Source organism: Clostridium beijerinckii, from assembly GCF_008705175.1.
Lineage (GTDB): Bacteria > Bacillota > Clostridia > Clostridiales > Clostridiaceae > Clostridium > Clostridium beijerinckii.
This window is the reverse complement of sequence record NZ_CP043998.1, coordinates 5,773,314-5,796,691: the sequence shown is the minus strand read 5'-3', so window position 1 is coordinate 5,796,691 and position 23,378 is coordinate 5,773,314. Positions and strand designations below refer to the sequence as shown.

General features: G+C 29.9%; 19 protein-coding genes and 1 other RNA gene. 16 read left to right on the top strand and 4 right to left on the bottom strand.

Annotation, left to right across the window (positions count from 1 at the left end):
* Window positions 1-4: 4 nt before the first annotated feature.
* The 10 genes from F3K33_RS25515 (at window position 5) to ffs (ending at window position 11,326) form a co-directional block, all read left to right on the top strand.
* Window positions 5-1,765: a sensor histidine kinase gene (locus tag F3K33_RS25515; RefSeq protein ID WP_039773968.1), complete on the top strand. Its 1,761-nt coding sequence runs from the start codon at window positions 5-7 to the stop codon at window positions 1,763-1,765.
* Window positions 1,766-1,809: 44 nt separating this feature from the next.
* Window positions 1,810-2,613, top strand: a complete 804-nt coding sequence (locus tag F3K33_RS25510; RefSeq protein WP_012061112.1) for a response regulator transcription factor — start codon at window positions 1,810-1,812, stop codon at window positions 2,611-2,613.
* 311 nt (window positions 2,614-2,924) lie between these two features.
* Complete coding sequence (gene mscL, locus F3K33_RS25505) at window positions 2,925-3,365, top strand: large conductance mechanosensitive channel protein MscL (RefSeq protein WP_039773969.1); 441 nt, start codon at window positions 2,925-2,927, stop codon at window positions 3,363-3,365.
* Between the two features lie 309 nt (window positions 3,366-3,674).
* Window positions 3,675-7,115, top strand: a complete 3,441-nt coding sequence (locus tag F3K33_RS25500; protein ID WP_039773970.1) for a pyruvate carboxylase — start codon at window positions 3,675-3,677, stop codon at window positions 7,113-7,115.
* A gap of 352 nt (window positions 7,116-7,467) precedes the next feature.
* Entirely contained in the window at window positions 7,468-8,343 is an 876-nt protein-coding gene (locus F3K33_RS25495) for a response regulator (RefSeq protein ID WP_023974910.1), read from the top strand.
* Window positions 8,325-8,792 (top strand): chemotaxis protein CheX, encoded by a 468-nt coding sequence (locus F3K33_RS25490; protein WP_012061108.1) that lies wholly within the window; start codon window positions 8,325-8,327, stop codon window positions 8,790-8,792. Before F3K33_RS25495 ends, F3K33_RS25490 begins: the two co-directional genes overlap by 19 nt.
* A 134-nt stretch (window positions 8,793-8,926) precedes the next feature.
* Window positions 8,927-9,562: a TIGR01906 family membrane protein gene (locus F3K33_RS25485; protein WP_039773971.1), complete on the top strand. Its 636-nt coding sequence runs from the start codon at window positions 8,927-8,929 to the stop codon at window positions 9,560-9,562.
* An 88-nt stretch (window positions 9,563-9,650) separates the two neighbouring features.
* A complete protein-coding gene (gene crcB / locus F3K33_RS25480) occupies window positions 9,651-10,088 on the top strand; it encodes a fluoride efflux transporter CrcB (RefSeq protein WP_012061106.1) in 438 nt (145 codons plus the stop codon).
* Between the two features lie 103 nt (window positions 10,089-10,191).
* Window positions 10,192-10,743, top strand: coding sequence for a ferritin-like domain-containing protein (locus F3K33_RS25475; RefSeq protein ID WP_084670621.1), 552 nt, complete (start codon window positions 10,192-10,194; stop codon window positions 10,741-10,743).
* A gap of 316 nt (window positions 10,744-11,059) precedes the next feature.
* Window positions 11,060-11,326: signal recognition particle sRNA large type (ffs, locus tag F3K33_RS25470), an RNA gene on the top strand.
* A 154-nt stretch (window positions 11,327-11,480) separates the two neighbouring features.
* On the opposite strand, the gene F3K33_RS25465 is transcribed toward ffs, so the two are convergent.
* The 3 genes from F3K33_RS25465 to F3K33_RS25455 form a co-directional block, all read right to left on the bottom strand.
* Complete coding sequence (locus F3K33_RS25465; RefSeq protein ID WP_017212282.1) at window positions 11,481-12,365, bottom strand: fumarylacetoacetate hydrolase family protein; 885 nt, start codon at window positions 12,363-12,365, stop codon at window positions 11,481-11,483.
* A 126-nt stretch (window positions 12,366-12,491) separates the two neighbouring features.
* On the bottom strand, window positions 12,492-12,983 hold the full coding sequence (locus F3K33_RS25460; protein WP_023974905.1) for a dihydrofolate reductase: 492 nt from the start codon (window positions 12,981-12,983) through the stop codon (window positions 12,492-12,494).
* Window positions 12,984-13,051: 68 nt separating this feature from the next.
* A complete protein-coding gene (locus tag F3K33_RS25455) occupies window positions 13,052-13,843 on the bottom strand; it encodes a thymidylate synthase (RefSeq protein ID WP_023974904.1) in 792 nt (263 codons plus the stop codon).
* Window positions 13,844-14,141: 298 nt separating this feature from the next.
* Here F3K33_RS25455 and dnaX point away from each other — a divergent pair, with 298 nt between their 5' ends.
* The 3 genes from dnaX to recR all read left to right on the top strand — a co-directional run bounded on the left by dnaX (window position 14,142) and on the right by recR (window position 16,923).
* A complete protein-coding gene (dnaX, locus tag F3K33_RS25450) occupies window positions 14,142-15,788 on the top strand; it encodes a DNA polymerase III subunit gamma/tau (RefSeq protein WP_039773973.1) in 1,647 nt (548 codons plus the stop codon).
* 85 nt (window positions 15,789-15,873) lie between these two features.
* The gene (locus tag F3K33_RS25445; RefSeq protein ID WP_023974902.1) at window positions 15,874-16,215 is read left to right on the top strand and encodes a YbaB/EbfC family nucleoid-associated protein; all 342 of its coding nucleotides are present in this window, start codon (window positions 15,874-15,876) and stop codon (window positions 16,213-16,215) included.
* 111 nt (window positions 16,216-16,326) lie between these two features.
* A complete protein-coding gene (gene recR / locus F3K33_RS25440; RefSeq protein ID WP_039773976.1) occupies window positions 16,327-16,923 on the top strand; it encodes a recombination mediator RecR in 597 nt (198 codons plus the stop codon).
* A 405-nt stretch (window positions 16,924-17,328) separates the two neighbouring features.
* Here recR and F3K33_RS25435 read toward each other — a convergent pair whose 3' ends face one another.
* Window positions 17,329-18,897, bottom strand: coding sequence for a helix-turn-helix domain-containing protein (locus F3K33_RS25435; protein ID WP_039773974.1), 1,569 nt, complete (start codon window positions 18,895-18,897; stop codon window positions 17,329-17,331).
* A 235-nt stretch (window positions 18,898-19,132) separates the two neighbouring features.
* On the opposite strand from F3K33_RS25435, the gene F3K33_RS25430 reads away from it, so the two are divergent.
* The 3 genes from F3K33_RS25430 to F3K33_RS25420 all read left to right on the top strand — a co-directional run bounded on the left by F3K33_RS25430 (window position 19,133) and on the right by F3K33_RS25420 (window position 23,218).
* Window positions 19,133-19,324 (top strand): Spo0E family sporulation regulatory protein-aspartic acid phosphatase, encoded by a 192-nt coding sequence (locus tag F3K33_RS25430; RefSeq protein WP_039772947.1) that lies wholly within the window; start codon window positions 19,133-19,135, stop codon window positions 19,322-19,324.
* Between the two features lie 59 nt (window positions 19,325-19,383).
* The gene (locus F3K33_RS25425; RefSeq protein WP_039772948.1) at window positions 19,384-21,387 is read left to right on the top strand and encodes a methyl-accepting chemotaxis protein; all 2,004 of its coding nucleotides are present in this window, start codon (window positions 19,384-19,386) and stop codon (window positions 21,385-21,387) included.
* Window positions 21,388-21,466: 79 nt separating this feature from the next.
* On the top strand, window positions 21,467-23,218 hold the full coding sequence (locus F3K33_RS25420) for a sensor domain-containing protein (protein WP_154861699.1): 1,752 nt from the start codon (window positions 21,467-21,469) through the stop codon (window positions 23,216-23,218).
* The last annotated feature ends 160 nt before the right edge of the window (window positions 23,219-23,378 follow it).

Genomic DNA, 23,378 nt, shown 5'->3' with positions numbered 1-23,378 from the left:
TTAAATGTATAATAAATTTTTTATATTAAAGAATTTGAAGGATAAATATTTAAATTCAAAAATAAGTATAAAGATTATTGTATATTTTTCAATAATTTTTGTGCTTTCAACAGTCATACTTACCTTTGCATATAAGAAAATAAATTCTATTTATAATATAGAAAAAATGAAACAAAGTTCAGTTGAGGTTTTGGAAAGTGCAGAAACTAATACGAGCATGATAATTGATAATGTTAATAACGTATCAAAGATGATTATATCAAGTGACAATGTTCAAAATACATTAAAGAGAGTTCAGGAAGAAGGGATTGCCTATGATAATGTTAGTAATTATCTAATACAATTCACTAATTTTAGCTCTAATATATCTTCAATATATGTATTAGATAACTATGGCAATAAGTATTATTCTGAAAATGTCTTTTATAAGGATTTTCAGATGGATAAGATTAAAAATTCTGAATGGTATAATGAATTACTAGAGGGTAAGGGTAAATATATACTAAGATTAAATGGCGGAGGATTTTTTGAGGGTTATGGTAATAATTATGTATCCCTCATAAGAGAAATAAATGATATAAATACTGGTGAAAAAATTGGTTTGATAATTATAAACATGAACGAGAATGCATTCTATAATTTAAGTTTGAAGCTAAATAATCAATATGGAACAAAATTGATTATAAAGAATGATAAAGATGAATTGATAACAGGTTCAGAGGTTGACTCTAAAATACTAAGTAAAATAAAAAATTATAATGATTCTAAATCAAAAGTGTTTTTTTTAGAGGAAAAAATACAAGATAAAGATTATATAATATCAAATCTTAAAAATTCAGACTATAACTGGAATCTGACGACTGTGGCAGAATACAATGAATCTCCGGAGCAAACAAAGTATACTAATTATTTTCTTTTGTGTTTTAGTATAATAAATTTCCTATTAATTATTATTGGGTCTATAGTAATATCTAAATTTATAACAATGCCTTTAAAGAAGCTTAGTGAATCAATGAAGGGGATTCAAAGTGGAGAGTTTAATATTGTTAATGTAAAAACGTACAACGACGAAGTAGGAGAATTAAAAAAGGGATATAACATTGCAATTTCTCAAATTAATTTACTTTTGGATAAAATACGTAAAGATGAAAAGATAAAAAGGCAAAATGAATTGAATTTGTTAATGTCACAAATAAAGCCTCACTTTCTATACAATACGTTTGATACTATTAATTCTTTAGCTCTACTCGGAAAAAATAAAACAATATATGAAATGATAAAAGCCTTGGGTAAATTCTATAGAACAAGCTTAAATAATGGAAAAGATATTATTACTGTAAAAGAAGAAATAAATACGGTAAAAAGCTATCTGATAATTCAAAATATAAGATATGAGGATATGTTTGAGGTTGAATATGATTTAGATCCACGATGCGACGATTTTAAGATAATAAAATTAGTATTACAACCGCTAGTTGAAAATGCTATTTATCATGGAATTAGAAGTAGCAAGAATAAAGGAAAGATAAGAATATCTACCTTTCAAGAGGAAGAAAAAGTTATATTAATGCTAGAAGATAATGGGAATGGCATGGAGGAATCACAAGTTAGAAATATAAACGAAAATAAAACTACTGGCATTGGAGTAAGAACTACAAAGGAAAGATTAAGAGTGTTTTATGGAGACGAGCACGAATTTATTGTTGAAAGCAAAAAAAATGTTGGTACCAGAATAACTATTAAGATGCCTAGAATTAAGAAATAGATTAAGTTTTCTAACGAATATTCTAAAGGGAAGTGGATTATTTTATGGATAACATTATAAAGGTTATGATAATTGATGATGAACATCTTATAAGGGATCTAATAAAAAATTGCATTGATTGGAATGAAATTGGAATGGAGATAGTAGCTGAAGCTTCTAATGCAGTTGAGGGATTGAATCTAATAAATAAAGAAAAGCCAGATATTATTTTAACAGATATAAATATGCCTGTAACAGATGGATTGGATATGAGTAAAAGCATATTAGAAAGGTATCCAGATATAAAAGTTATTGTAATTACAGGTTACAATGAATTTGAATATGCTAAAAGAAGTATAAAGATTGGTGTGAATGATTTTATTCTTAAGCCTATAGATGAAGATGAATTAAGAAATTCAGTTTTAAAGCTAAAAGACGAGATTCAAGATGAATATCTAAAGAAAAAAGAATATAAGGATATTAAAGAAAAGATGGTTGTATATAATAATATAATAAATCTAAATGATGCTAATGAAACTGAGGATAAAAATTTAAGTATAGAACAAATTAAAAAATTTATAGTGAAAAATATATCTAATCGAGATTTATCTTTAAAACTGGTAGCTGAATATTTTTATGTTAATCCAAGTTACCTAAGCAGAATTTTTAAGGAAAAAACTGATGAGACTTTTTCAGAATATATTGTAAATACTAAAGTAAAGATAGTTACTGAAATGCTCAAGAACCCAAATGCGAAGGCTTATGAAATTTCAAAAAAAATTGGTATCGATGATCCTAACTATTTTAGTAATTGGTTTAAGAAGTGTACTGGTCTATCAATCAAAGAATATAAAAAACAAAAGTCATGAATTTACAAGAGTATAGATATATGCAGTAGAAATGTAGGAATATGTAGTTTGTAAAAATTAGATATTCTTACATTTCTTTTTTTTATATTTAAGTTTCAATAGCCTGAAATCAACACATAGATAATAAAGAATATAAAGTAGAAAGTTATAATTTTCACTATAATGTTAATGTTCATTAATTAATGAATATAAAATAATTCACAAGAATAAAAAATTTAAAGTCACAGATAATAAAATAAGTTATGAATGATTAGTCTATGTTTAATGCAGTTACGCATTTAAACAATAAAGCAAGAAAAAGGAGAATAAAAATGTTTAAGGAATTCAAAGAATTTGCTATGAAAGGAAACATGGTTAGTCTAGCGATAGGTGTTGTTATTGGTGGAGCTTTTAGCAAAATTGTTACATCTTTAGTTAATGATATTATAATGCCACTAGTTGGCTTATTGATGGGAAGAGTTGATTTCTCTAATTTATTTTTTACTTTAGGAAGTGGAAATTTTAAAACTGTTCAAGAAGCTAAAGATGCAGGAGTGGCTACAGTTAACTATGGAATATTTATAAATAACATAATAGATTTTCTGATTGTAGCATTCTCAATTTTTATTATTATACAGCAAATAAGCAAACTTACTAAGAAAAAGGGAGAAAATATTGTTCCTGATAAGAAAAAATGTAAATACTGCTACAGCGAAATTAATTCGCAGGCAACAAGATGTCCTAATTGTACGTCAAAATTGAAAGAAAATTAGATAAATGAGATGGTGTATAAATACAGAAAAATGAAAGAAAAATTTTTTTATATTTCATATTTGTGAAAAAAAATAGCTTGCAGGCATAGTGAGAATTATGTAAAGATTCATAGAAAAGATAAATAATATGTATCATTTAACGTCAAATATGTTATAATCAATATATTAATTTTTTAATGAACAAAATTTGTATTATGACAACTTATGAGTTATAAAAATTGCATAATTGGTTTCTAACAACTAACACATGCATTAAAAGATAATTCATATGAAATAAAAATAATAAGCATTGAAGGAGTTGTATTTTAATTGGGGAAAAAATTTAAAAGAGTACTGGTTGCAAACAGAGGCGAAATAGCAATAAGAATTTTCAGAGCTTGTCATGAACTTGGAATAAGAACTGTGGCTATATACACAGAAGAAGATAAGTTTGCTCTTTTTAGAACTAAGGCTCATGAAGCATATCAAATTGGAAAGAATAAGGGGCCAGTTGAAGCTTATTTAAACATTGACGAAATAATAAATCTTGCATTAAAAAAACATGTAGACGCTATCCATCCAGGATATGGATTTTTATCTGAAAATCCAGACTTTGCTAGAAGATGTGAAGAAGCTGGTATAGAATTCATAGGTCCAAAATCAGAAATGATGGAAAAATTGGGGGATAAAATTAAATCAAAAATAGTAGCTAAAGAAGTTGGCGTTCCAGTAATACCAGGGATAGAAAAGCCTATATCTTCTGAAGAAGAAGCAATTGAAATTGCAAAAATATGTGGTTTTCCTGTAATGATAAAAGCTGCTGCCGGTGGTGGTGGTAGAGGAATGAGAATAGTAAGAAGCGAAAATGAGCTTCTACCTTCTTTTAGAAATGCTAAGAATGAAGCAAAAAAAGCTTTTGGTAATGATGATATGTTCATTGAGAAATATATAGAAGGACCAAAGCATATTGAAATACAAGTGCTTGGAGATAAGTATGGTAACATAGTACATCTTTATGAAAGAGACTGCTCTATTCAAAGAAGACACCAAAAGGTTATCGAAATTGCTCCAGCATTATCATTAACACAAGAAAAAAGAGAAGAAATCTGCGTAGATGCACTTAAAATAGCTAAATCTGTAGGTTATAGAAGTGCAGGAACTCTAGAGTTCTTAGTTGATATGCACGGAAATCATTACTTTATAGAAATGAATCCAAGAATCCAGGTTGAACATACAATTACTGAAATGGTCACTGGAATTGATATAGTTCAAAGCCAGATTTTAATAGCAGAAGGCTATGAGTTAGGCTCTGCAGAAGTAGGTATACACTCTCAAGACGATATACAGCCAAGAGGATATGCAATCCAATGTAGAATAACTACAGAAGATCCTGCAAATAATTTTTCACCAGACACAGGTAAAATTGATGTTTACAGAACAGGATCAGGTTTTGGTATCAGACTTGATGGAGGAAATGGATATAGTGGCGCAGTAATAAGCCCATATTATGACAGTTTACTTGTAAAGAGTACTGCATATGCAAGAACTTTTGATGATGCTGTTAGAAAATCCATACGTGCAATCAAGGAGCTTACAATTTCAGGGGTTAAAACTAATGTAGACTTTTTAATTAATGTGTTAAATAATGAAACCTTCAAAAAAGGTGAATGTGATACTAACTTTATATCAAATAATCCACAATTATTTGATATAAGGCCTAGAAGTGATGAAGAATACAGAGTATTAAAGTTCATTGGTGAAAAGATCGTAAATGAAACTAAGGGTACTAAGAAAGAATATGACGTGCCAGATATTCCAGCTATAGCATCTTTAGAAGGATTAAGCGGAACTAAGCAGATTTTAGATGCAGAAGGTCCAGAAGGTGTAGTTAAATGGATAAAAAATCAAAATAAGCTGCTTCTTACAGACACAACTATGAGAGATGCTCAGCAGTCTTTAATGGCTACTCGTGTTAGAACTCAGGACATGAAGAATATTGCAAAGGCAACAGCAGTTTTTGGAAATGATTTATTCTCACTTGAAATGTGGGGAGGAGCTACTTTTGATACTGCTTATAGATTCTTAAAGGAATCTCCATGGAAGAGACTTGAATCGTTAAGAAAGAGAATTCCAAACGTAATGTTCCAAATGCTTGTTAGAGGAGCAAATGGTGTAGGTTATAAGAATTATCCAGATAATGTTATAAGAGAATTTATAAAAGAATCAGCTGACAGCGGAATAGATGTATTTAGAATTTTTGATTCTCTTAACTGGTTAAAGGGCATAGAGGTATCTTTAGAGGAAGTATTAAAATGCAATAAGGTAGCTGAAGTTGCATTATGCTATACTGGAGATATTTTAGATGAAAAAAGAGATAAATATAGCTTAGAGTACTATGTAAATAAAGCTAAGGAAATTGAAAAAATGGGAGCTCATATTCTTGCAATAAAGGATATGTCAGCACTACTTAAACCTTATGCAGCTAAGAAGCTTATAACTGCATTAAAGAATGAAGTTTCGATCCCTATTCATCTTCATACTCATGATACTACTGGTAATGGTGTTGCTACAGTATTAATGGCAGCAGATGCAGGCGTTGATATTGTTGATACAACTTTCAATGGAATGTCAGGACTTACAAGTCAGCCGGCTTTAAACTCAGTTGTTGCTGCTCTTCGTAATACAGATAGAGATACAGGTATTAATTTAAGCGGAATTCAAAAGATATCTGATTATTGGGATACAGTAAGACCAGTATACAGCCAGTTTGAATCAGACTTAAAATCAGGAAGTGCTGAAATTTATAAATTTGAAATACCTGGTGGACAATATTCAAACTTAAAGCCACAAGTTGAGAGCTTTGGTCTTGGACATAGATTTAATGATGTAAAATACATGTATAAAGATGTAAATGATATGCTTGGAGACATAATCAAGGTTACTCCATCATCAAAAATGGTTGGAGATTTAGCTATCTTCATGGTTAAGAATGATTTAACTCCTGAAAATATAGTTGAAAAAGCTAAGAATATGGCCTTTCCAGATTCTGTAGTTTCATATTTCAAAGGAATGATGGGTCAGCCAGAAGGCGGTTTCCCTAAGGATTTACAAGAAATTGTATTAAAAGGAGAAGAGGCTATAACTGTTAGACCAGGTGAATTATTACCACCAGAAGACTTTGGAAAGATTGAAGCATACTTAAAAGAAAAGTATAAGTTCACACCATGCAAAAAAGACGTAATAAGTTATGCATTATATCCAGATGTATTTGAAGCATATATAAAATCTATATTAGAGTACGGTGACGTAAGTCGTATGGGCAGTGATGTATTCTTCCATGGACTTGCAGAGGGAGAAACTAGTGAAATTGAAATAGCAGAAGGAAAGACCATGATTGTCCAACTGGTTAAAATCGGAGATCTTGATGCTGAAGGAAATAGAACCTTAGATTTCGAAATCAATGGAAATAGAAGAGAAATTAAAATAAAAGATAAAACTGAGAGAATTATCAGTAATTCAGGTAAGGATGATTCATCTAAGATGGCTGATCCTGATAATAAGCTAGAAGTTGGAGCTAGTATCCCAGGAACCATAATCAAGGTGCTTGTAAAAGAAGGAGACGGTGTAAAAGAAGGAGATAGTTTACTTGTGGTAGAAGCAATGAAGATGGAAACAAATATTGTTGCATCTAGTGCAGGAACTATTGAATCTGTTTTAGTAAGTGAAGGACAACAAGTTAAAACAGGTGAATTATTAGTAAAACTTAAATAATAAGCATATATAAATAGCCCTATAAGATAGTTTATAGGGCTATTTATAGTGGATGGAATATTAATTATACAGAAAGTGACAAGCTCAAAATATAATATAAATATGAAATAAAAAATAGGGTGATTTACTGATTTTTATCTTAACTAGAATGTGTATTAATATGATAAATTTATTATATTATGTAGAAATTTCGTTGAGTATTAGTAGAATTTAAAATATAATGATAATATGATTAACTTACAAAGCATATTAAATTTAATGGTTATTTTAAGAAGGAGAATTGTGAGACAGATTGATATTAAAGTTAGGTAGGTTGATTGTATTTATAAATAAAGGGGTAGGTGGTGTAATTATGAAAAATGTGAATATTGTTATAGTGGATGACTCGCCTTTTCAAATTGCTTTATTGAGAGATTTATTGACAGAAAGTGGATTTAATGTTGTGGGTGAAGCAGGTTCCTTAGAGGAAACTATTGAGGTTGTTACAAATATGAAGCCGGATTTAGTAACAATGGATATGACTATGCCAGGAACTGATGGATTTGAATGTACAAGGGAAATACATAAAATTGATCCTAATATTAAAGTTATAATTGTTAGTTCTATGATGGATGATGAAATAGTAAGAAAAGCGAAAAAGAATCACGTATGTGGGTACGCACAAAAGCCAGTAGATGCAGAAGAATTAACATTATTAATAAATAGAGTTATGGCAGATGAAGAATTGTTTTTAGAATTGGAAGGTCTATATTCATCAGTGTTTAGAGAGGCTCTATTAGATGTCTTTAATAAGCTTACTAAAACAGTGCCGGTGATTACACATGAAAGTAATGAAAATGTTGAGAAAATTAGTAAGGGAATTTCAATTGTCATGGGGGTTATAGGAAAGTATTCAGGAAGAATAATTTTCGATATGTCATTTGAAACTGCTAATAGCATAGGAAAAGCATTGCTTAAGAGAGAGGTAAAGAATACTGAAGAAATGCTTAATGTTATGTCTGAGATAACAAATATGGCGGCAGGAAATGCATGTTCAATGATAAATAAAAGAAATAGGATATTTGGATTAAGGGTTGCTCCGCCAACCACATTCCATGGAGAATCAATTAGTATATCGAAAGCAGAATTAGAAACTACTTATTCTGCGAATGCAAAAACTCAGTTCGGAGATTTATCAATTAGTATAGGCTTTGGAAGAGGTGAAGGAGAATGGATGTCAATTATATAAATCCAATATTAAATTCTTTTGCAAGTGTATTGCCACAGTTAGGGTTACCTGATGTAGAGAAAAAGGGAATAAGTCTAAGAGGTAGATTCATAGAGAGTCCTGGAGTTGTCATTATTGTTGGTATTATAGGTGACATTAAAGGTAATGTTATTTATGGGTTAAGCTTAGATGATGCAAAACGAATAGCATCTACAATGATGATGGGAATGCCGGTTGAACAATTTGATGAATTGGCTCAAAGTGCAATTTCAGAACTTACAAATATGTTAACTGCAACTGTAGCAACTAATTTTTCAAAAGAAGATATTAATATAAATATATCTACACCAACTCTTGTACATGGAAACTTTACTGCAAATGCGAGTTCAGATAAAGTTGTATGTGTGCAAATGGGTGTTGGAGATATGAATATTGAGGTTAACATTTCAATGGAGAAAAACACAATTTAGAATATTTATAATTTTTATAATAAAACCATTTGTGATTTTGGATCATAAGTGGTTTTATTAAAGGCGAATTAGATTATTTAAGGAAGTGAATTCATATAAATAAGAGTATATTTTCAAAAGTTTTAAGAATAGCTTTGGGGATTTCTAGAGATATATTTTATGCGATATCAATTATATCCATTATAGTTTTAAGTGTTTTAAATACAACTAGTATATATGGTTATGCAATACAAAGATATAAATTAAATGAATACACTGGATTATCAACAGAAATATTAATGGATAACTATAAAAGAGTAATTTATTATGTTCAGAATCCGTTTATTAAGGAATTAAAGTTTAATAGTATACCTATGAGTGAATTCGGAAGGATACACTTTTTTGAGGTGAAGAGAATATTTATAGCGCTATATGTATTTAGTATAATATTTATTGGCGTTATAATCTTTAAAGCATTGGCTAATAAATCAAATGATTTAAAAAAGAGGCTTATAGCAAATTTCAATAGTGGTGTAAATATGATGGCAGTAATATTCATATTTGTTGGTGCAATATCAGCAAAGGATTTTTCCAAAGCATTTATTTATTTTCATAAAATATTCTTTAGAAATAATTACTGGATATTTGATCCTAGAACTGATCCTATAATAAATGCATTACCAGAAGAATTTTTTATGCTTGAATTAATGAGTATAATAATTTTGTTGATAGTAGTTACTGTCGTTATAAAGTTATTTTATATTAGAAACAAGTTAGGTTCGAAAAGTTAATTATAATTTACTTTTGAAACTCTCTGGTATATAATAACATTTATAAGAAAAACTGATTAAATATAGCGAGGTTAATACTACATACGCTATGTTAAAGACTCTTGCTTTAGAAGGCGGGAGTTTTTTTATTATTAAGGAGGAGATTATTTTGCAAAAGATTATTTATGTTGGAATAGGTGGTTGCATTGGAGCTGTAATGAGATACCTAGTGACCATGCAATCAGCAAAAATGATAAATTCTAATATTCCATTAGGAACATTAATAGTAAACGTAGTCGGAGGTTTCCTTATAGGAATGATAATGGAACTAAGTGTTTCAACAGATTTGATATCGCCCAATTTAAAGCTTTTTTTAACAACAGGTGTTATGGGTGGGTTAACAACATTTTCAACATTTAGCTATGAAACAATAAATTTAATTAGCGACGGAAGATACTTATTTGGAATTGCTAACATTTTATTAAATGTATTTTTAAGCATAGGGGGAGTTGCCTTAGCTAGATTAGTATGTAGTATATCAATTTAGAAAAGAATAGTTATTTTAAAAAACTAAAAAAAGATGAGATTAAAGCAATGAGTCTATGAAAAGTATGTTAAAATATATATGAAATTTAAGGGGGATGGACTATTTGAAGTGTAGAATATGTGGTATGGAAATAAATGAAAGAAATTTTAATTTTAATGAAGAAGCTTTTATTAATAAGAATTCGATAGATAATATTATTCATTGTCCATTTTGTGGTGTAGGTAAGGAGTATTTGAGTGAAAGTAATGAAATAATTGCAGTACAAAGTGACTTGTTTGATGAAAATACTTTGAAGATTTTAGATCATGCTGTTAAGCTTGAGCTCTTTAATGGTGACTTTTATAACACGGCAGCTATGAAAGCTAAAAATGATAAAGTCAAAAAAGTATTTGAAGCATTATCAAAAATAGAAATATGTCATTCAAAAATACATCAAAGACTAGGTGGCTTTATAAAGGCTCCTAATTTAAGTAAAGTTAGCTATGATAGCTATGATAGTGATAGTGCACTTTTACAATTAGCAAAGCAAAAAGAAGAACATGCTGTTGGATATTATGAAAAATATAAAAATCAGGTTAATGACAGCAATTTATTTGAAATATTTGCAGCTTTAGCTGGCGTAGAAAAAGAGCATATCATTCTTGTTGAAGAGTAGATAATCTTTAATTTGAAAAGATTTAAGGCTTATTTAAATAAAAAATATGAGGGAAGAAATGATATAAAGTTAATTTTATTATTGTATTATGGTATGTATGGAATAAATTTAACATAAAGACAGTAATAATGTTCTTGAATTTAGACTTTTTATGTGTTATCATTAACAAGTATCGAAAATGACATTTAATAAATTAATAATAATTTTTAAAATATATTTTTGATAAAAGCAATGATTAACATGGTTTGACGTCTGAGAAGAGACGATTTTCTCAATAGGAGAAATTAAGGTGCAAACCCTTATCATTCCACCATTGCCATGCTAGATGGGGAGTTAGCGGTGCCCTGTAACCTGCAATCCGCTATAGCAGGATTGAATTCCTCGCTTAGGTATTAGCGATTTATAGTCTGACTTTTGTAAGTGGTGTTGATGACTGGGTCCCACGCAATGGAAGCCCATGAACCTCGTCAGATCTGGAAGGAAGCAGCGATAAGTGGTTCCTTCCATGTGCCGTGGATCAATCTGGTCTGAGCTAACTGCATTAGTAACGTATAGAAAACTAATAACGAAGCGAGGTGCATGGTTTATTTTAATGTTTAATTATAGCATGGAAATGAAAAATTAATTAGGTTATTCTTCAATAGGATTAACATAGGACACAATAGGATAAGAAAGTGAGGGCATTTCAGTAATGAAATACCCTCATTTTCTTATCCTATTTAATTTAAATTTACTATTTACTTTACAATATTTTTAAGACAGCCTATACCTTCAATTTCGCATTCAACTATATCGCCAGGCTTTAGGAATTTAGGCGGTATGAATCCCATGCCCACACCAGCTGGAGTTCCCATTGCAATAATAGTTCCAGCCTTTAAAGTAATTCCCTGAGACAATTCATGAATTACGTCTTGTATTGAAGTAATCATAAGATCAGTAGTACTATTTTGTCTTAGCTCTCCGTTAACTCTAGAGCATATCCTTAATACTGGAGGATTAACAAATTCATCTTTAGTGACAATACAAGGCCCCATTGGAGTAAAACCATCTAAACTTTTACCAAAATACCATTGTTTATGTCTTGTTTGAAGGTTTCTTGCACTCACATCATTTATTATAGTATAGCCAAAAACATAATCAAAAGCTTTTTCTTTAGGTACATCTTTAGCGTCTTTTCCAATGATCACTGCTAATTCAGCCTCATAATCTAGACTATCAACTATTTGTGGATAACTAGGGATATAATCACCATCAGCAGTCGCAGTATTAACTCTTTTAGAAAAATATACTGCATATGGTCTATCTCCACCAAAGGCTTCGTTTTTATATCGAGCAGATTCAACTGCATGTTCCATATAGTTGATACCTAAACAAATAATATCTTGATTAGGATTAGGTATTGGAGGCATTTTAGAAATATTCTCTATGGAGATATATTCCTTATCATTATTAGTTAATGATTTTTGTAGAAGATCCATTTCGTGATCTGTTATGTTTTCTATTAAACTGATCATGCTATCATAATTAATGCCAAGAGATTTTATAGGATAAACTCCTTGCTCATTGAGAGCTAGTATTCCTACTTGCTCTATACCTTCATGCTTAAAAGTTACAAATTTCATAATACATTCCCCAATTCTAAAGATTTTTTATTTTAAAGTTGTATTTTAGCCAATTTCTAAAATAGAATTTAATTCTTCGTAATTATGATAGAGTAATATGAATTTAAAACTGATATTACTGTATATTTACATTTGTATTAAATTTACAAAAGTATAATGCAATCCATTCTTTTCATCAATAAATTTCTCTGATGTGTATTCAGTATTATAATTTGAATAATTAATTCCAGGGAAATATGTATCGCCTTCAAATTCTTCATCTACTTTTGTTAAGTATAATTTCTTTGCATAAGGGAGAAATTGTTTATAAATTTCAGCACCTCCAATTACAAAGACTTCATCTTCACACTTCAAATATCTTTGAAGTACTGAATTAAAATCGTGCTCTATTGTCACCTTATCTGAATCTACATTAAAATTATTATCTCTAGTTAGAACTATATGTTCTCTATTTGGTAAAATTCCAGGCAATGATTCAAAAGTTTTTCTGCCCATAATCATTTTTTTGCCTGTAGTTATTTTTTTAAATCTCTTTAAATCCTCTGAAATATGCCATAATAATTTGTTATCTTTTCCGATTACATTATCTTTAGCAATAGCAACAATTATTGAAATCATTTATTATCCCACCTATCTTAGGCACAATCAAAAAGTATATTATTTTCTTTCATATGCCTTAAATTTAATTATACTGATACGTCCATTTTTATAGATTCATGATGCTTATAATCTTCTAATTTTATGTCGTCAGGAGTAAAATCATAGAAATTTGTAATCTCTGGATTGATCCAAAGTTTTGGAGCATTATATGCATCATTTTTTCTTGTAAGTTGAAGTTTCAAACCATATACTTGATTTTCGTATATATGAGCATTATTTATTACATGAGTAAATAATCCTGGCTTAAGTCCAGTAACTTGAGCTAACAGATGAACTAATACAGCATACTGAGATGTATTAAATGGAACACCAAGTCCCCAATCTCCGCTTCGTTGAACAAGCATACAGTTGAGCTTCCCATCTGTTACATCCCACATTGTAAGAAAGCAGCAAGGATATAAAGGAGCGCTATCTAGGTATGGAATCTGCCATAAATTAATCATCATTCTTCTATCTTGTGGGTTATTTTTTAATGCATCTATTAATTTATCCATTTGATCGAACTTTTTCACTATCCAACCATAAGAAGTTCCGATGGTTCCGTCTTCCATCATCCATTCATCCCATATTTTTACGTTTTGAGATTGAAGTTCTTTTACACTGTTTGATTGAGCTTTAAAGATCCAAAGAAGTTCTTTAACGGCAGTTTTAAATGCCACAAATTTTGTTGTTAGTATTGGAAATTCTTTTTCTAAATTAAATTGCATAATTTGATGAGGTAGTTTATAAGTCTTGACTCCAGTTCTGTTATTATCGAAGTAACCATTTTCTAATATATCATTAGCAATGGCTAAATATTTATCATCATATAAACTCATTATAGATATGCCTCCTTATATTTAAAAATTATTTTTATAATAAAATTATTCAATATACATTTTAACCTAAACTATTTAACAAGTCATCCAATATATTTTAGATAAAAGCATATTAAAAGTATATGGTCTTCAGAAGGAGTGTAAATTCAAGAAACTATTAGTATTTATTTTTAAAGAGTTTTATATTACATATATTTATTCAAATATATGTAATATAAAACTAATTGTGTATTTTGCATTGCACAAGCAATAGTGTATAATAATGTTATATTTAAGAGAAATGGCGAGGTGGTATCCCGTGGGTTATACAGCACTATATAGAGAGTGGAGACCAAAGAATTTTGAAGACGTTGTTGGACAGGAACATATAACTACAACGTTAAAAAATGAAATTTTAAACGATAGAATTGCACATGCTTATCTTTTTTGTGGAACTAGAGGAACAGGAAAAACATCAACTGCAAAAGTAATGGCAAAGGCATTAAATTGTCTAGATTTACAAAATGGAGAACCATGTAACGAGTGTGAGATGTGTAGAAAAATAAATGAGGGATTAGCAATTGATGTAACAGAACTTGATGCCGCTTCTAATAATGGTATAGATAAAATTAGGGACATTATAGATGATACAAAATATCCGCCCCAGGAAGCTAGGTATAAAATATATATAATGGATGAGGTTCATATGCTTTCAGTAGGAGCAGTTAATGCGTTCTTAAAAACTTTAGAAGAGCCTCCTAAGAGAGTAATATTTATATTAGCCACAACAGATCCGCAAAAGCTACCTATAACTATTCTATCTAGATGTCAAAGATTTGATTTTAAGAGAATAAGCCAAAAAGAAATATCTAGCAGACTTAAAAAGATAACAGATTCTCAGGGAATAACTTATGAGCAAAAAAGTTTGGATTTAATTTCAAGAGTCTGCGATGGTGCAATGAGAGATGCATTAAGTATATTAGATCAAGCGATTGCTATGGGTGAAGATAAAATTAACTACGAAGATTTAGTTAGTATATTGGGACTTGTGACAAATGAATATTTGTTTGACATAACTTATGCCATTATAGATAGAAGTATTGAAAAATCCATGATTATAATTGATAAGCTTGTTTATTCTGGTAAGGATATGCAATTGTTCATTAAAGATTTAATAGCACATTTTAGAAATTTACTTATGGTAAAGGTTACAAATAATCCAGAAGAAGTTTTAGACATGTCTCTTGAAAATATTCATTTAATTAAAGAACAGGGAAGAAAGATTAGAGTAGAAGAAATAATGAGAGCTATTAGAATACTTCAGGATGCGGAAACAAATTCAAAAGCTAGCAAGCAAAGTAGATTATATTTAGAGCTTGCTATTATAAAGATGTGTAAAATTGAGTATGATACTTCAAATGAGGTTATTTTATCAAGAATAAACAAGTTGGAGGAATCATTAAAAACTGGCAAGATCCGAATGGTTCAATCAGAAAATATTAATGAAGAATTAAAATCTGCACATAATAATATAGGAACTAATTCAAATAATAATCAAAGTAGAAATGCTATTAATAAGGGTAACATAAATAGTAACAGTGTTAATTTAGAAGCTAATCCAAATTCATCGTTAACAGTAGATGATGTTGGGAGAGTATGGACAGAAATATTAGAAAAGTTCAAGGCAAAGAGGGCAATGATTGTTTATGCTTCAATCGTTACAGCAAAGCCATATAGCTTAAAAAATGGTATAGTTACACTTGAATATGATTCAATGTATGCATTTAATAAAGATAGGTTACAGAAGGCAGAATACAGAGAAATTGTGAATACCGTATTTTCAGAAGTTCTAAAGGAAAAAGTAATTGTAGATTATGTAGTAAAAAATGATAATGAAGTAAAAGATCAAGAAGAGTTATTAAAAGAAACAATAGAAGGAATACCATTTGAAATATATGATGAATAAGAAGTTACTTATTCATTAAACTTGAGTATTAATAAAAGATGTTTTATAATTAATGAATGAGATTCAAGAAAGAGGAGGATTTTTTATGGCAAAAGGTGGATTTCCAGGAGGCTTTGGTGGCGGAAATATGAATAACCTTATGAAGCAAGCACAAAAGCTTCAAAAGCAAATGGAAGATATGCAAAAGGAACTTGAGACAAAGGAATTTGAAGCATCAGTAGGTGGTGGTGCTGTAGTTGTAAAAGTAACTGGTAAAAAAGAAGTATCATCAATTAACATAAAACCAGAAGTTGTAGATGCAGATGACGTTGAAATGCTTGAAGACCTAGTAATGAGTGCTGTTAATGAAGCACTAAGAAAAGCAGAAGAGGAAACTTCAAGTAAAATGGGTAAACTAACAGGTGGAATGCCAGGCGGGTTATTCTAAGAATTTCAATAGTCATTAATAAGTTAGCATACAGGAGTGTAGAAGAAACTTCAGCCTGTATGCTTTTTATAATAGGCTAAAAATATAGATAAAGGAGAATTATAAATTATGATGGAGTTTTATCCAGTAGCCATAGAAAAGTTGATAGAAGAATTTGCCAAGCTACCAAGTATTGGACAAAAGACGGCTCAAAGATTAACATTACATATATTAAATCTTCCGGATGATGAAGTTAAGGAATTTGCGGATGCATTAGTTAAGGCAAAAGGAACGGTTAAGTATTGCTCGGTATGTGGAAACTTTACAGATAAAGATCCTTGTGCATTATGTGGGAATCCTAATAGAGATAAGGGTACAATATGTGTTGTAGAGCAGCCAAAGGATATTATGACAATGGAAAAGGTTAAAGAATACAATGGAGTATATCATGTATTACATGGAAATATATCTCCAATGCAAGGAAGAGGTCCTCAAGATATAAGAATTAGAGAGCTTGTTTCTAGAATGAACGAAGATGTAAAGGAAGTAATATTAGCAACGAATCCTAATATAGAAGGAGAGGCAACTGCAATGTACATATCTAAGATACTTAAACCTCTTGATGTTAAAGTTACTAGGATTGCTTCAGGTATACCTGTTGGTGGTGATTTAGATTATGCAGATGAAGTTACATTATCTAAGGCACTAGAGGGAAGAAAAGAACTATAAAATACAATTAAATAATAGTTTACGCAAAAAACATATGTCATGGCAAAAAGATTTTCTTAGAGAAATTAGAGTTATGTTATTTAATTTGGGCTAAAAGTCAGAAATACTGATAAGAGAAGAATAAAAGGGAGAAAGGAAGGGTTTAATGACCAGTCTTTTTTCCCTTATTTTTATGACACAACCTTCATTCTACAATAGGAAATTATTTATTTTTTATATACCAATTTAGGAATAAAGTAAAGATTATCATTAGAAAAAATAAAATTTAGATTGTTTATTGTTTATAGAAAATCGATAAATAATAACAGACAAGCAATTTCCAAGTTTACAGATAACTTTCCTCTTGTTGCATAAAAATAAAATTGTGTTGTAGAGTTGTGGTGAGTGGTAATGCAATGCTAATATTTAATCATGATTTTTGAGAAAATCTATTTGGTATTGTATCCAATCGATAATTTCATTCTTATCTTTATTCATAGGAGCAATCTGTGTCAAAATTTCATTAAAATATACTTCAAATGCTTTAACAAGTATAGGTTCTTCAATTGATAATCGAACTTCTGGTGTAGTTTTTAAGTATTTATATGTTTCTACCATTACAGCACTTCTTTCTTTAAGCATGCAATACAATATAGGATCCTGTGTCGTATTATTAAAATCTTGAGAGATGAATGCAATATTATAGTTTTCATATTTATTAAGCAAAGTTACTATGTTTTTTAAAAGTTTAATAACATCTTCGACCTTCAAATTGATTTCCTCAACCTTATTGTACAAATAAAGAGAAATTTTTCTATATTTAATTAGAGTGTTAATGCAATCTATATGATAAATGTCTGTGTATTTATAGTTAGATATATTTGATAAAAATGCTTTAGATCGTTTCTTGTAAAATTCCAAAGATGTATTTATCTCATCACTTTTAAGTTTTTCGCTCTGCAAAAGTTTGTTGTATAAATTTTCTGGAAGCATCAAAATACTAAAATCTCTTTTGTATAGAATTCGATTACCGATGACATCTTCGTTTTTAGTTAGATAATTAGAATAATCAATGGCGTTATCAGATTTATAATACTTAACAAGAGGAGTGGTATCTTTAGTAATCATTGTGTTAAATTTATTCTTGAATATATTAACAGCGACTTTATTCCTAAAATAAAAGGCTGTATCAATTTCTGAATGTGGATTATTCGACAAGCCCAATAATGTTCCTATTTCTGGAACAACAATAAATTCTTCATATGTAGAAAAAAGATCATATTTTTTAAAATAATACGGGTGAAATTTGCCAGTACCTATAAGTGGCTGTGCAAAATCAATAAAATCAATTATATCATTGATGTTGTTATTTAATTTTAATAAAAATAATATACTCCAACCATTATTTATAGCCTTTAGTATGGCCGATCTAAAACAAATCAAGTCATAGAAATGGCTGGATAAACGTGTATTACTATTAAATGAAAGATAAATTACATCATTATTACACTCATGCCTTGAACTATCTTCTAATAAGGAAATACTTGCAGCTAATATATTTTTATATCCTGCAATTATTTTATCTTCACTTGATAAATTTATTGAAGAATTAGTGTTGTGCGAGTTCAATGAAGTAGTATTAATCTTACTTTCCTTTAGTATCTTCTGGCCACACTCTATAGAATAGCCTTGTGATTGCAATAAAATTTTCTTGATTTTTTCTTTTTGATTAATTTCAATTTTATTATCCCCACATACCTTCAAGAAAAGTCCATCTAAATGCTGTATCTGAAAAGAATTTAAAATACAACTTGAAAGGTATTCAGAGATTTTTTCAATATAATCTGTATTATATGAAGGAGTCCTTTTTTCATTAACCCATCGGTTGGTAAGAGATGCATCAATATTTATGGCTTTTGATAGTTTGACATTACTTATATCTAGAATTGAAAGTAGATAGCGAAGACATTCTCCAAATTTCATGTTTGTTGTCATAGTGTTTATTCCCCCAAAGTTAATATAATAATTATAATAGTTTATTTAATCTACAATATATGCGCACATAAAATGTCATAGCCACAGCTATGACATTTTATACAAAAAAATTCAGAAAATAAATTTTGTAATATAATAACTATATATTATTATATAATAATTATTTAATTTAATACATATGATAACTATTGTTCGCAAAAGAATAAAAATACAACTAAGAATAGGAGTGAAGCAGGTGAAAAAAGATCCATATAAAATATGTAAAAATATGGATGAAATTGAAAGATTAAGAGTGGATTTGTACAAGCATTGGAATTCAATAATCAAACATAATATTACCGAAGAAATTTTATTGATGAGTGAGGAGCTGGATAGAGCTATCGTTAATTATTATCAAAAGGACATAAGTGATACAGAAATTGGATAACTGTAAATATTTATTACATATTTTATATGAAAGTTTGCTATTAAACAAGGAGGATGTATATGCAATTTAAGAGTATCAAAATTAAATTAGCTGTAATTTTTGGGATATTGATATTATTTATCTGTTCTGGACTTGGGGTTATTGGTTATTTGGCTTCAGAAAATGCCTTAAAGGACAGTGTAAATGAATCACTTCCGAATTTGGCTAAAGAAACTTCAAAGGTTGTACAAGAAAGAGTTAATAGCCAGCTAAATGCACTCGAGGTGTTAGCTGAAAGTGATTTTATTAAAAGTGATAAACTCAGTATAAATGAAAAGCTAGAAATATTGAAAAGTGAAGCACAAAGAGCTGATCATATAAATATGGGTATTGTTGATATAGATGGAAATGCAATTACAACAGATGGTGAGACATCCAATATTGCAGATTTAGACTATTTTAAAACAGCAAAATCAGGGAATAGAGCAATTTCAGATCCATTCAAAAGTAAGATTATTAATAAACTTGTAGTTGCTTATGCAGTTCCAATTAAAGATGGCGATAGAGTAAAGGGTGTTATGGTTTCAGTACGGGATGGAGATAAATTAAATGCACTTATAAGTGATATCGAATTTGGAAGCAATGGTGAAGCCGCTATGATTAACAGGAGTGGTACCATTATTGCACATAAAGATAAAAGCCTTGTTATAAATAGATACAATGCTTTCGAGGAAGTAAAAAAAGACTCTGGACTTATGCAGCTAGTTGAATTGCAAAGGCAAATGATTGAAGGAAAAGAAGGAGTGGGTGAATATACTTTCAATGGTATAACTAAATATATGGGTTATGCCCCTGTAGAAGGGACTAATTGGTCATTGAGTATAACCGCTCCGAAGTCAGAAGTAATGGCAAAAATAGATAACCTTTTTAAAACAGTTCTAATTGTATCAACCATTATTTTAGGAGTTGGTATAGTAATTACTTACTTTATAGCATCAAGTATATCTAAGCCAATAAAAACAGCTTCAGAATATCTTAAAGTTGTAGCCGCAGGGGATTTTACAAGGGAGGTACCTGCAAAGCTTCTTAAAGCAAAGGACGAAACAGGAACACTTGTAAATGCAATTGATACTATGCAAACATCAATAAGAAATATTATAAAAGAAGTGGTTGATGAATCGTCAATTGTAAGTGAGATGCTTAATAATGTCAATAACAATATGGAGCAACTTAACAAAGGAATAGAGGAAATTTCAGCTACAACAGAAGAAATGTCAGCAGGAACAGAGCAAACAGCATCTTCAGCTGAAGAAATGAGCGCAACATCTACAGAGATTGAAAAAGCGGTAGAATCTATCGCAACTAAAGCACAAGAGGGTGCTGTAGTTGTGAATAATGTAAGTAATATGGCCAGAGAAATGAAGCAAAATGCAATAAAGTCAAAAGATAATGCTATTGAGATTTATGGAAGTACAAAAAACAGCTTGCAGGCAGCTATAGAGCAATCAAAAACAGTAAACCAAATCAATGAATTAGCAGAGGGAATACTTACGATAACTGCACAAACTAATCTGCTTGCTTTAAATGCAGCTATTGAAGCAGCTAGAGCAGGTGAAGCGGGTAAAGGGTTTGCAGTTGTTGCTGATGAAATTAGAAAGTTAGCAGAGGATTCTAAAAATATGGTCATAAGAATACAGGAAGTCACCAATATAATAATGGAGGCTGTGAATAACCTTTCACGCAGTTCAGGTGAAATATTAGAGTTTATTGATAAAAAAGTATTGAGTGACTATGACATACTTGTGGAATCAAGTGAGAAATATAGTGAAAGCTCATTTAGCATAGACATCATGGTTGCAGACTTTAGTGCAACTTCAGAAGAACTTTTGGCTTCAGTACAAAATATGGTCAGAGCAATAGAAGAGATAGCAAGTTCTGCTAATGAAGAAGCTCAAGGTGCTGTCAGCATAGCACAGGAATCAGAAGCAATAATGAATGGGTCAAATGAGGTTATTAATTTATCTGAATTAGCAAAAGAAAAATCTAAGATGCTCATAAAAATAGTTTCACAGTTTAAGGTTTAAAGATAAGTAGAAGGCTTGGTTTGGATTTAGTTACATACATATATTTAAATTTCGAAGAAGGTGGGGAGAATTGTCAGCTATGAATAAGGGGCTTATGATACAAGAAGAATTAAAGAACAATATAAAGAAGTTAAAGAAGCAAAAAGATGCATTAAAAAAGAGCGAAGAAAGATATAGACTTATTAGTGAAGGTTCGAGTGATGGTTTATGGGATTGGGATTTAAGTAATGATACTGTATACATATCAAAAGAATGGAGTGAGATGCTGGGCTTTGAGGAGCAGGAAATTCCTAAATATCATAAAAAATGGATAGAACGTATTCACCCGATAGATATTAAAAAAGTTACTTCAAACTTGCATAGATGCTTCAAAGAAAAAAGTCAGTTTTATATATGTGAGTATAGAATAAAATTAAAAGAGGGCAAGTATATATGGGTATCTAGTAAAGGTAAATTATTGTTTAATGATAAGGGAGAACCGGTCAGGGTAGCAGGTTCTCATACTGATATTACAGAGAAAAAAAGGATGAAAGAAAAACTAGAACGCCTTGTACATTATGATCAGTTAACTGGAACAATTCTTCGTACAGCATTCATGGACAGGCTGAAAGTTTCTATAGAAGAAGCCAAAAAAGAGGGATTAAAGCTTTCGGTGATGTTTCTTGATATTGATAATTTTAAGATTGTTAATGATATGTATGGACATCATATAGGCGACTTATTTTTAAAAAAGATTGCAGCAAGGCTTAAAGCTTGTATCAGAAATGCAGATACATTATGTAGGGTTGGCGGAGACGAATTTGCAATTTTGCTACCCAATTTAAATAGTATAGATGAGGCAGACGAGATTGCACGAGGAATCATAGATTCGTTTAACTGCACTTTAATTGTTAATAAATACAAACTTTCCAGTTCAATAAGTATTGGCATTGCTGTTTATCCAGATAATGGAAAAAGCGGAAAAATGCTTCTAGAAAAAGCGGACATAGCTATGTATAAAGCAAAAGAAGAAGGTAAAAATAATTCGCGGCATTTTAATAATTGCATGATAGGAGAAATAAACCTTCGTAACAATATAAGAAGCGATTTGAAAGATGCAATAGGTAATGGAGAACTATTTTTGTGTTATCAGCCTCTTATAGATGCGAGAACTAAAAGAGTAGTAAGATTGGAAGCATTAATAAGATGGAAACACTTAAAAAGAGGAATAATAAGTCCTGCTGATTTTATTCCAGTCGCGGAAGGAACAAAACTTATTATACCCATTGGGGAATGGGTACTAAATAATGCTTTTAAACAGCTTAAGGAGTGGTATGAATTAGGATTTAAAGGTTTTAGATTATCAGTAAATGCTTCTGTAGTTCAATTGCAAAAACCAGAATTTGCTGAAGTTGTAAGCAAAATACTTGCAGAAAAAGGTATTTTTGCTAAATGTATTGAATTAGAAATCACTGAAAGTGTACTCATGGATTCGGTTTATAATTTATCAAATAACTTAAATCTTTTAAGAGAGCAGGGGGTGAAAATATCTATTGATGATTTTGGTACGGGGTATAATTCATTGAAGTATATACAGAAATTTGGAGTGGATTGCATAAAAATAGATAGAACATTTGTTAGTAATGTAAATGATGATATAAATAAAAAAATAATTAACCATATAATTTCTTTAGGACATAGTATTAATGCCGAAATAATTGCAGAAGGTGTAGAAACAAAAGAACAGTATGAATATCTAAAAGAACAAGGTTGCGATATAATTCAAGGATATTATTTCAGCAAGCCTCTTTTACCAGAAGAAGTAACTAAATTTTTAAGAGCAAATGCATAAAGCGGTTAGAGTATAATTTTAGTAGGCAAATGTAATAAAAAAGAGAGGCTAAAGCATCTCTGCAATTTTTTGATATAGTATTTTGGGAAAAATAAAAAATGTATTTAAAAAATGAACTTTTGATTGTTTACAGAAAATTAACAGATAAAGACAAATGATT

Excerpts from the sequence above, each read along its gene's own strand:
- F3K33_RS25460 (WP_023974905.1), bottom strand. The coding sequence starts at position 12,983 with ATGATTTCAATAATTGTTGCTATTGCTAAAGATAATGTAATCGGAAAA.
- F3K33_RS25445 (WP_023974902.1), top strand. The coding sequence starts at position 15,874 with ATGGCAAAAGGTGGATTTCCAGGAGGCTTTGGTGGCGGAAATATGAAT.
- recR (WP_039773976.1), top strand. The coding sequence starts at position 16,327 with ATGGAGTTTTATCCAGTAGCCATAGAAAAGTTGATAGAAGAATTTGCC.
- F3K33_RS25455 (WP_023974904.1), bottom strand. The coding sequence starts at position 13,843 with ATGAGTTTATATGATGATAAATATTTAGCCATTGCTAATGATATATTA.
- F3K33_RS25515 (WP_039773968.1), top strand. The coding sequence starts at position 5 with ATGTATAATAAATTTTTTATATTAAAGAATTTGAAGGATAAATATTTA.
- F3K33_RS25465 (WP_017212282.1), bottom strand. The coding sequence starts at position 12,365 with ATGAAATTTGTAACTTTTAAGCATGAAGGTATAGAGCAAGTAGGAATA.
- F3K33_RS25495 (WP_023974910.1), top strand. The coding sequence starts at position 7,468 with ATGAAAAATGTGAATATTGTTATAGTGGATGACTCGCCTTTTCAAATT.
- crcB (WP_012061106.1), top strand. The coding sequence starts at position 9,651 with ATGTTAAAGACTCTTGCTTTAGAAGGCGGGAGTTTTTTTATTATTAAG.
- F3K33_RS25425 (WP_039772948.1), top strand. The coding sequence starts at position 19,384 with ATGCAATTTAAGAGTATCAAAATTAAATTAGCTGTAATTTTTGGGATA.
- mscL (WP_039773969.1), top strand. The coding sequence starts at position 2,925 with ATGTTTAAGGAATTCAAAGAATTTGCTATGAAAGGAAACATGGTTAGT.
- F3K33_RS25510 (WP_012061112.1), top strand. The coding sequence starts at position 1,810 with ATGGATAACATTATAAAGGTTATGATAATTGATGATGAACATCTTATA.
- F3K33_RS25490 (WP_012061108.1), top strand. The coding sequence starts at position 8,325 with ATGGATGTCAATTATATAAATCCAATATTAAATTCTTTTGCAAGTGTA.
- F3K33_RS25435 (WP_039773974.1), bottom strand. The coding sequence starts at position 18,897 with ATGACAACAAACATGAAATTTGGAGAATGTCTTCGCTATCTACTTTCA.
- F3K33_RS25420 (WP_154861699.1), top strand. The coding sequence starts at position 21,467 with ATGAATAAGGGGCTTATGATACAAGAAGAATTAAAGAACAATATAAAG.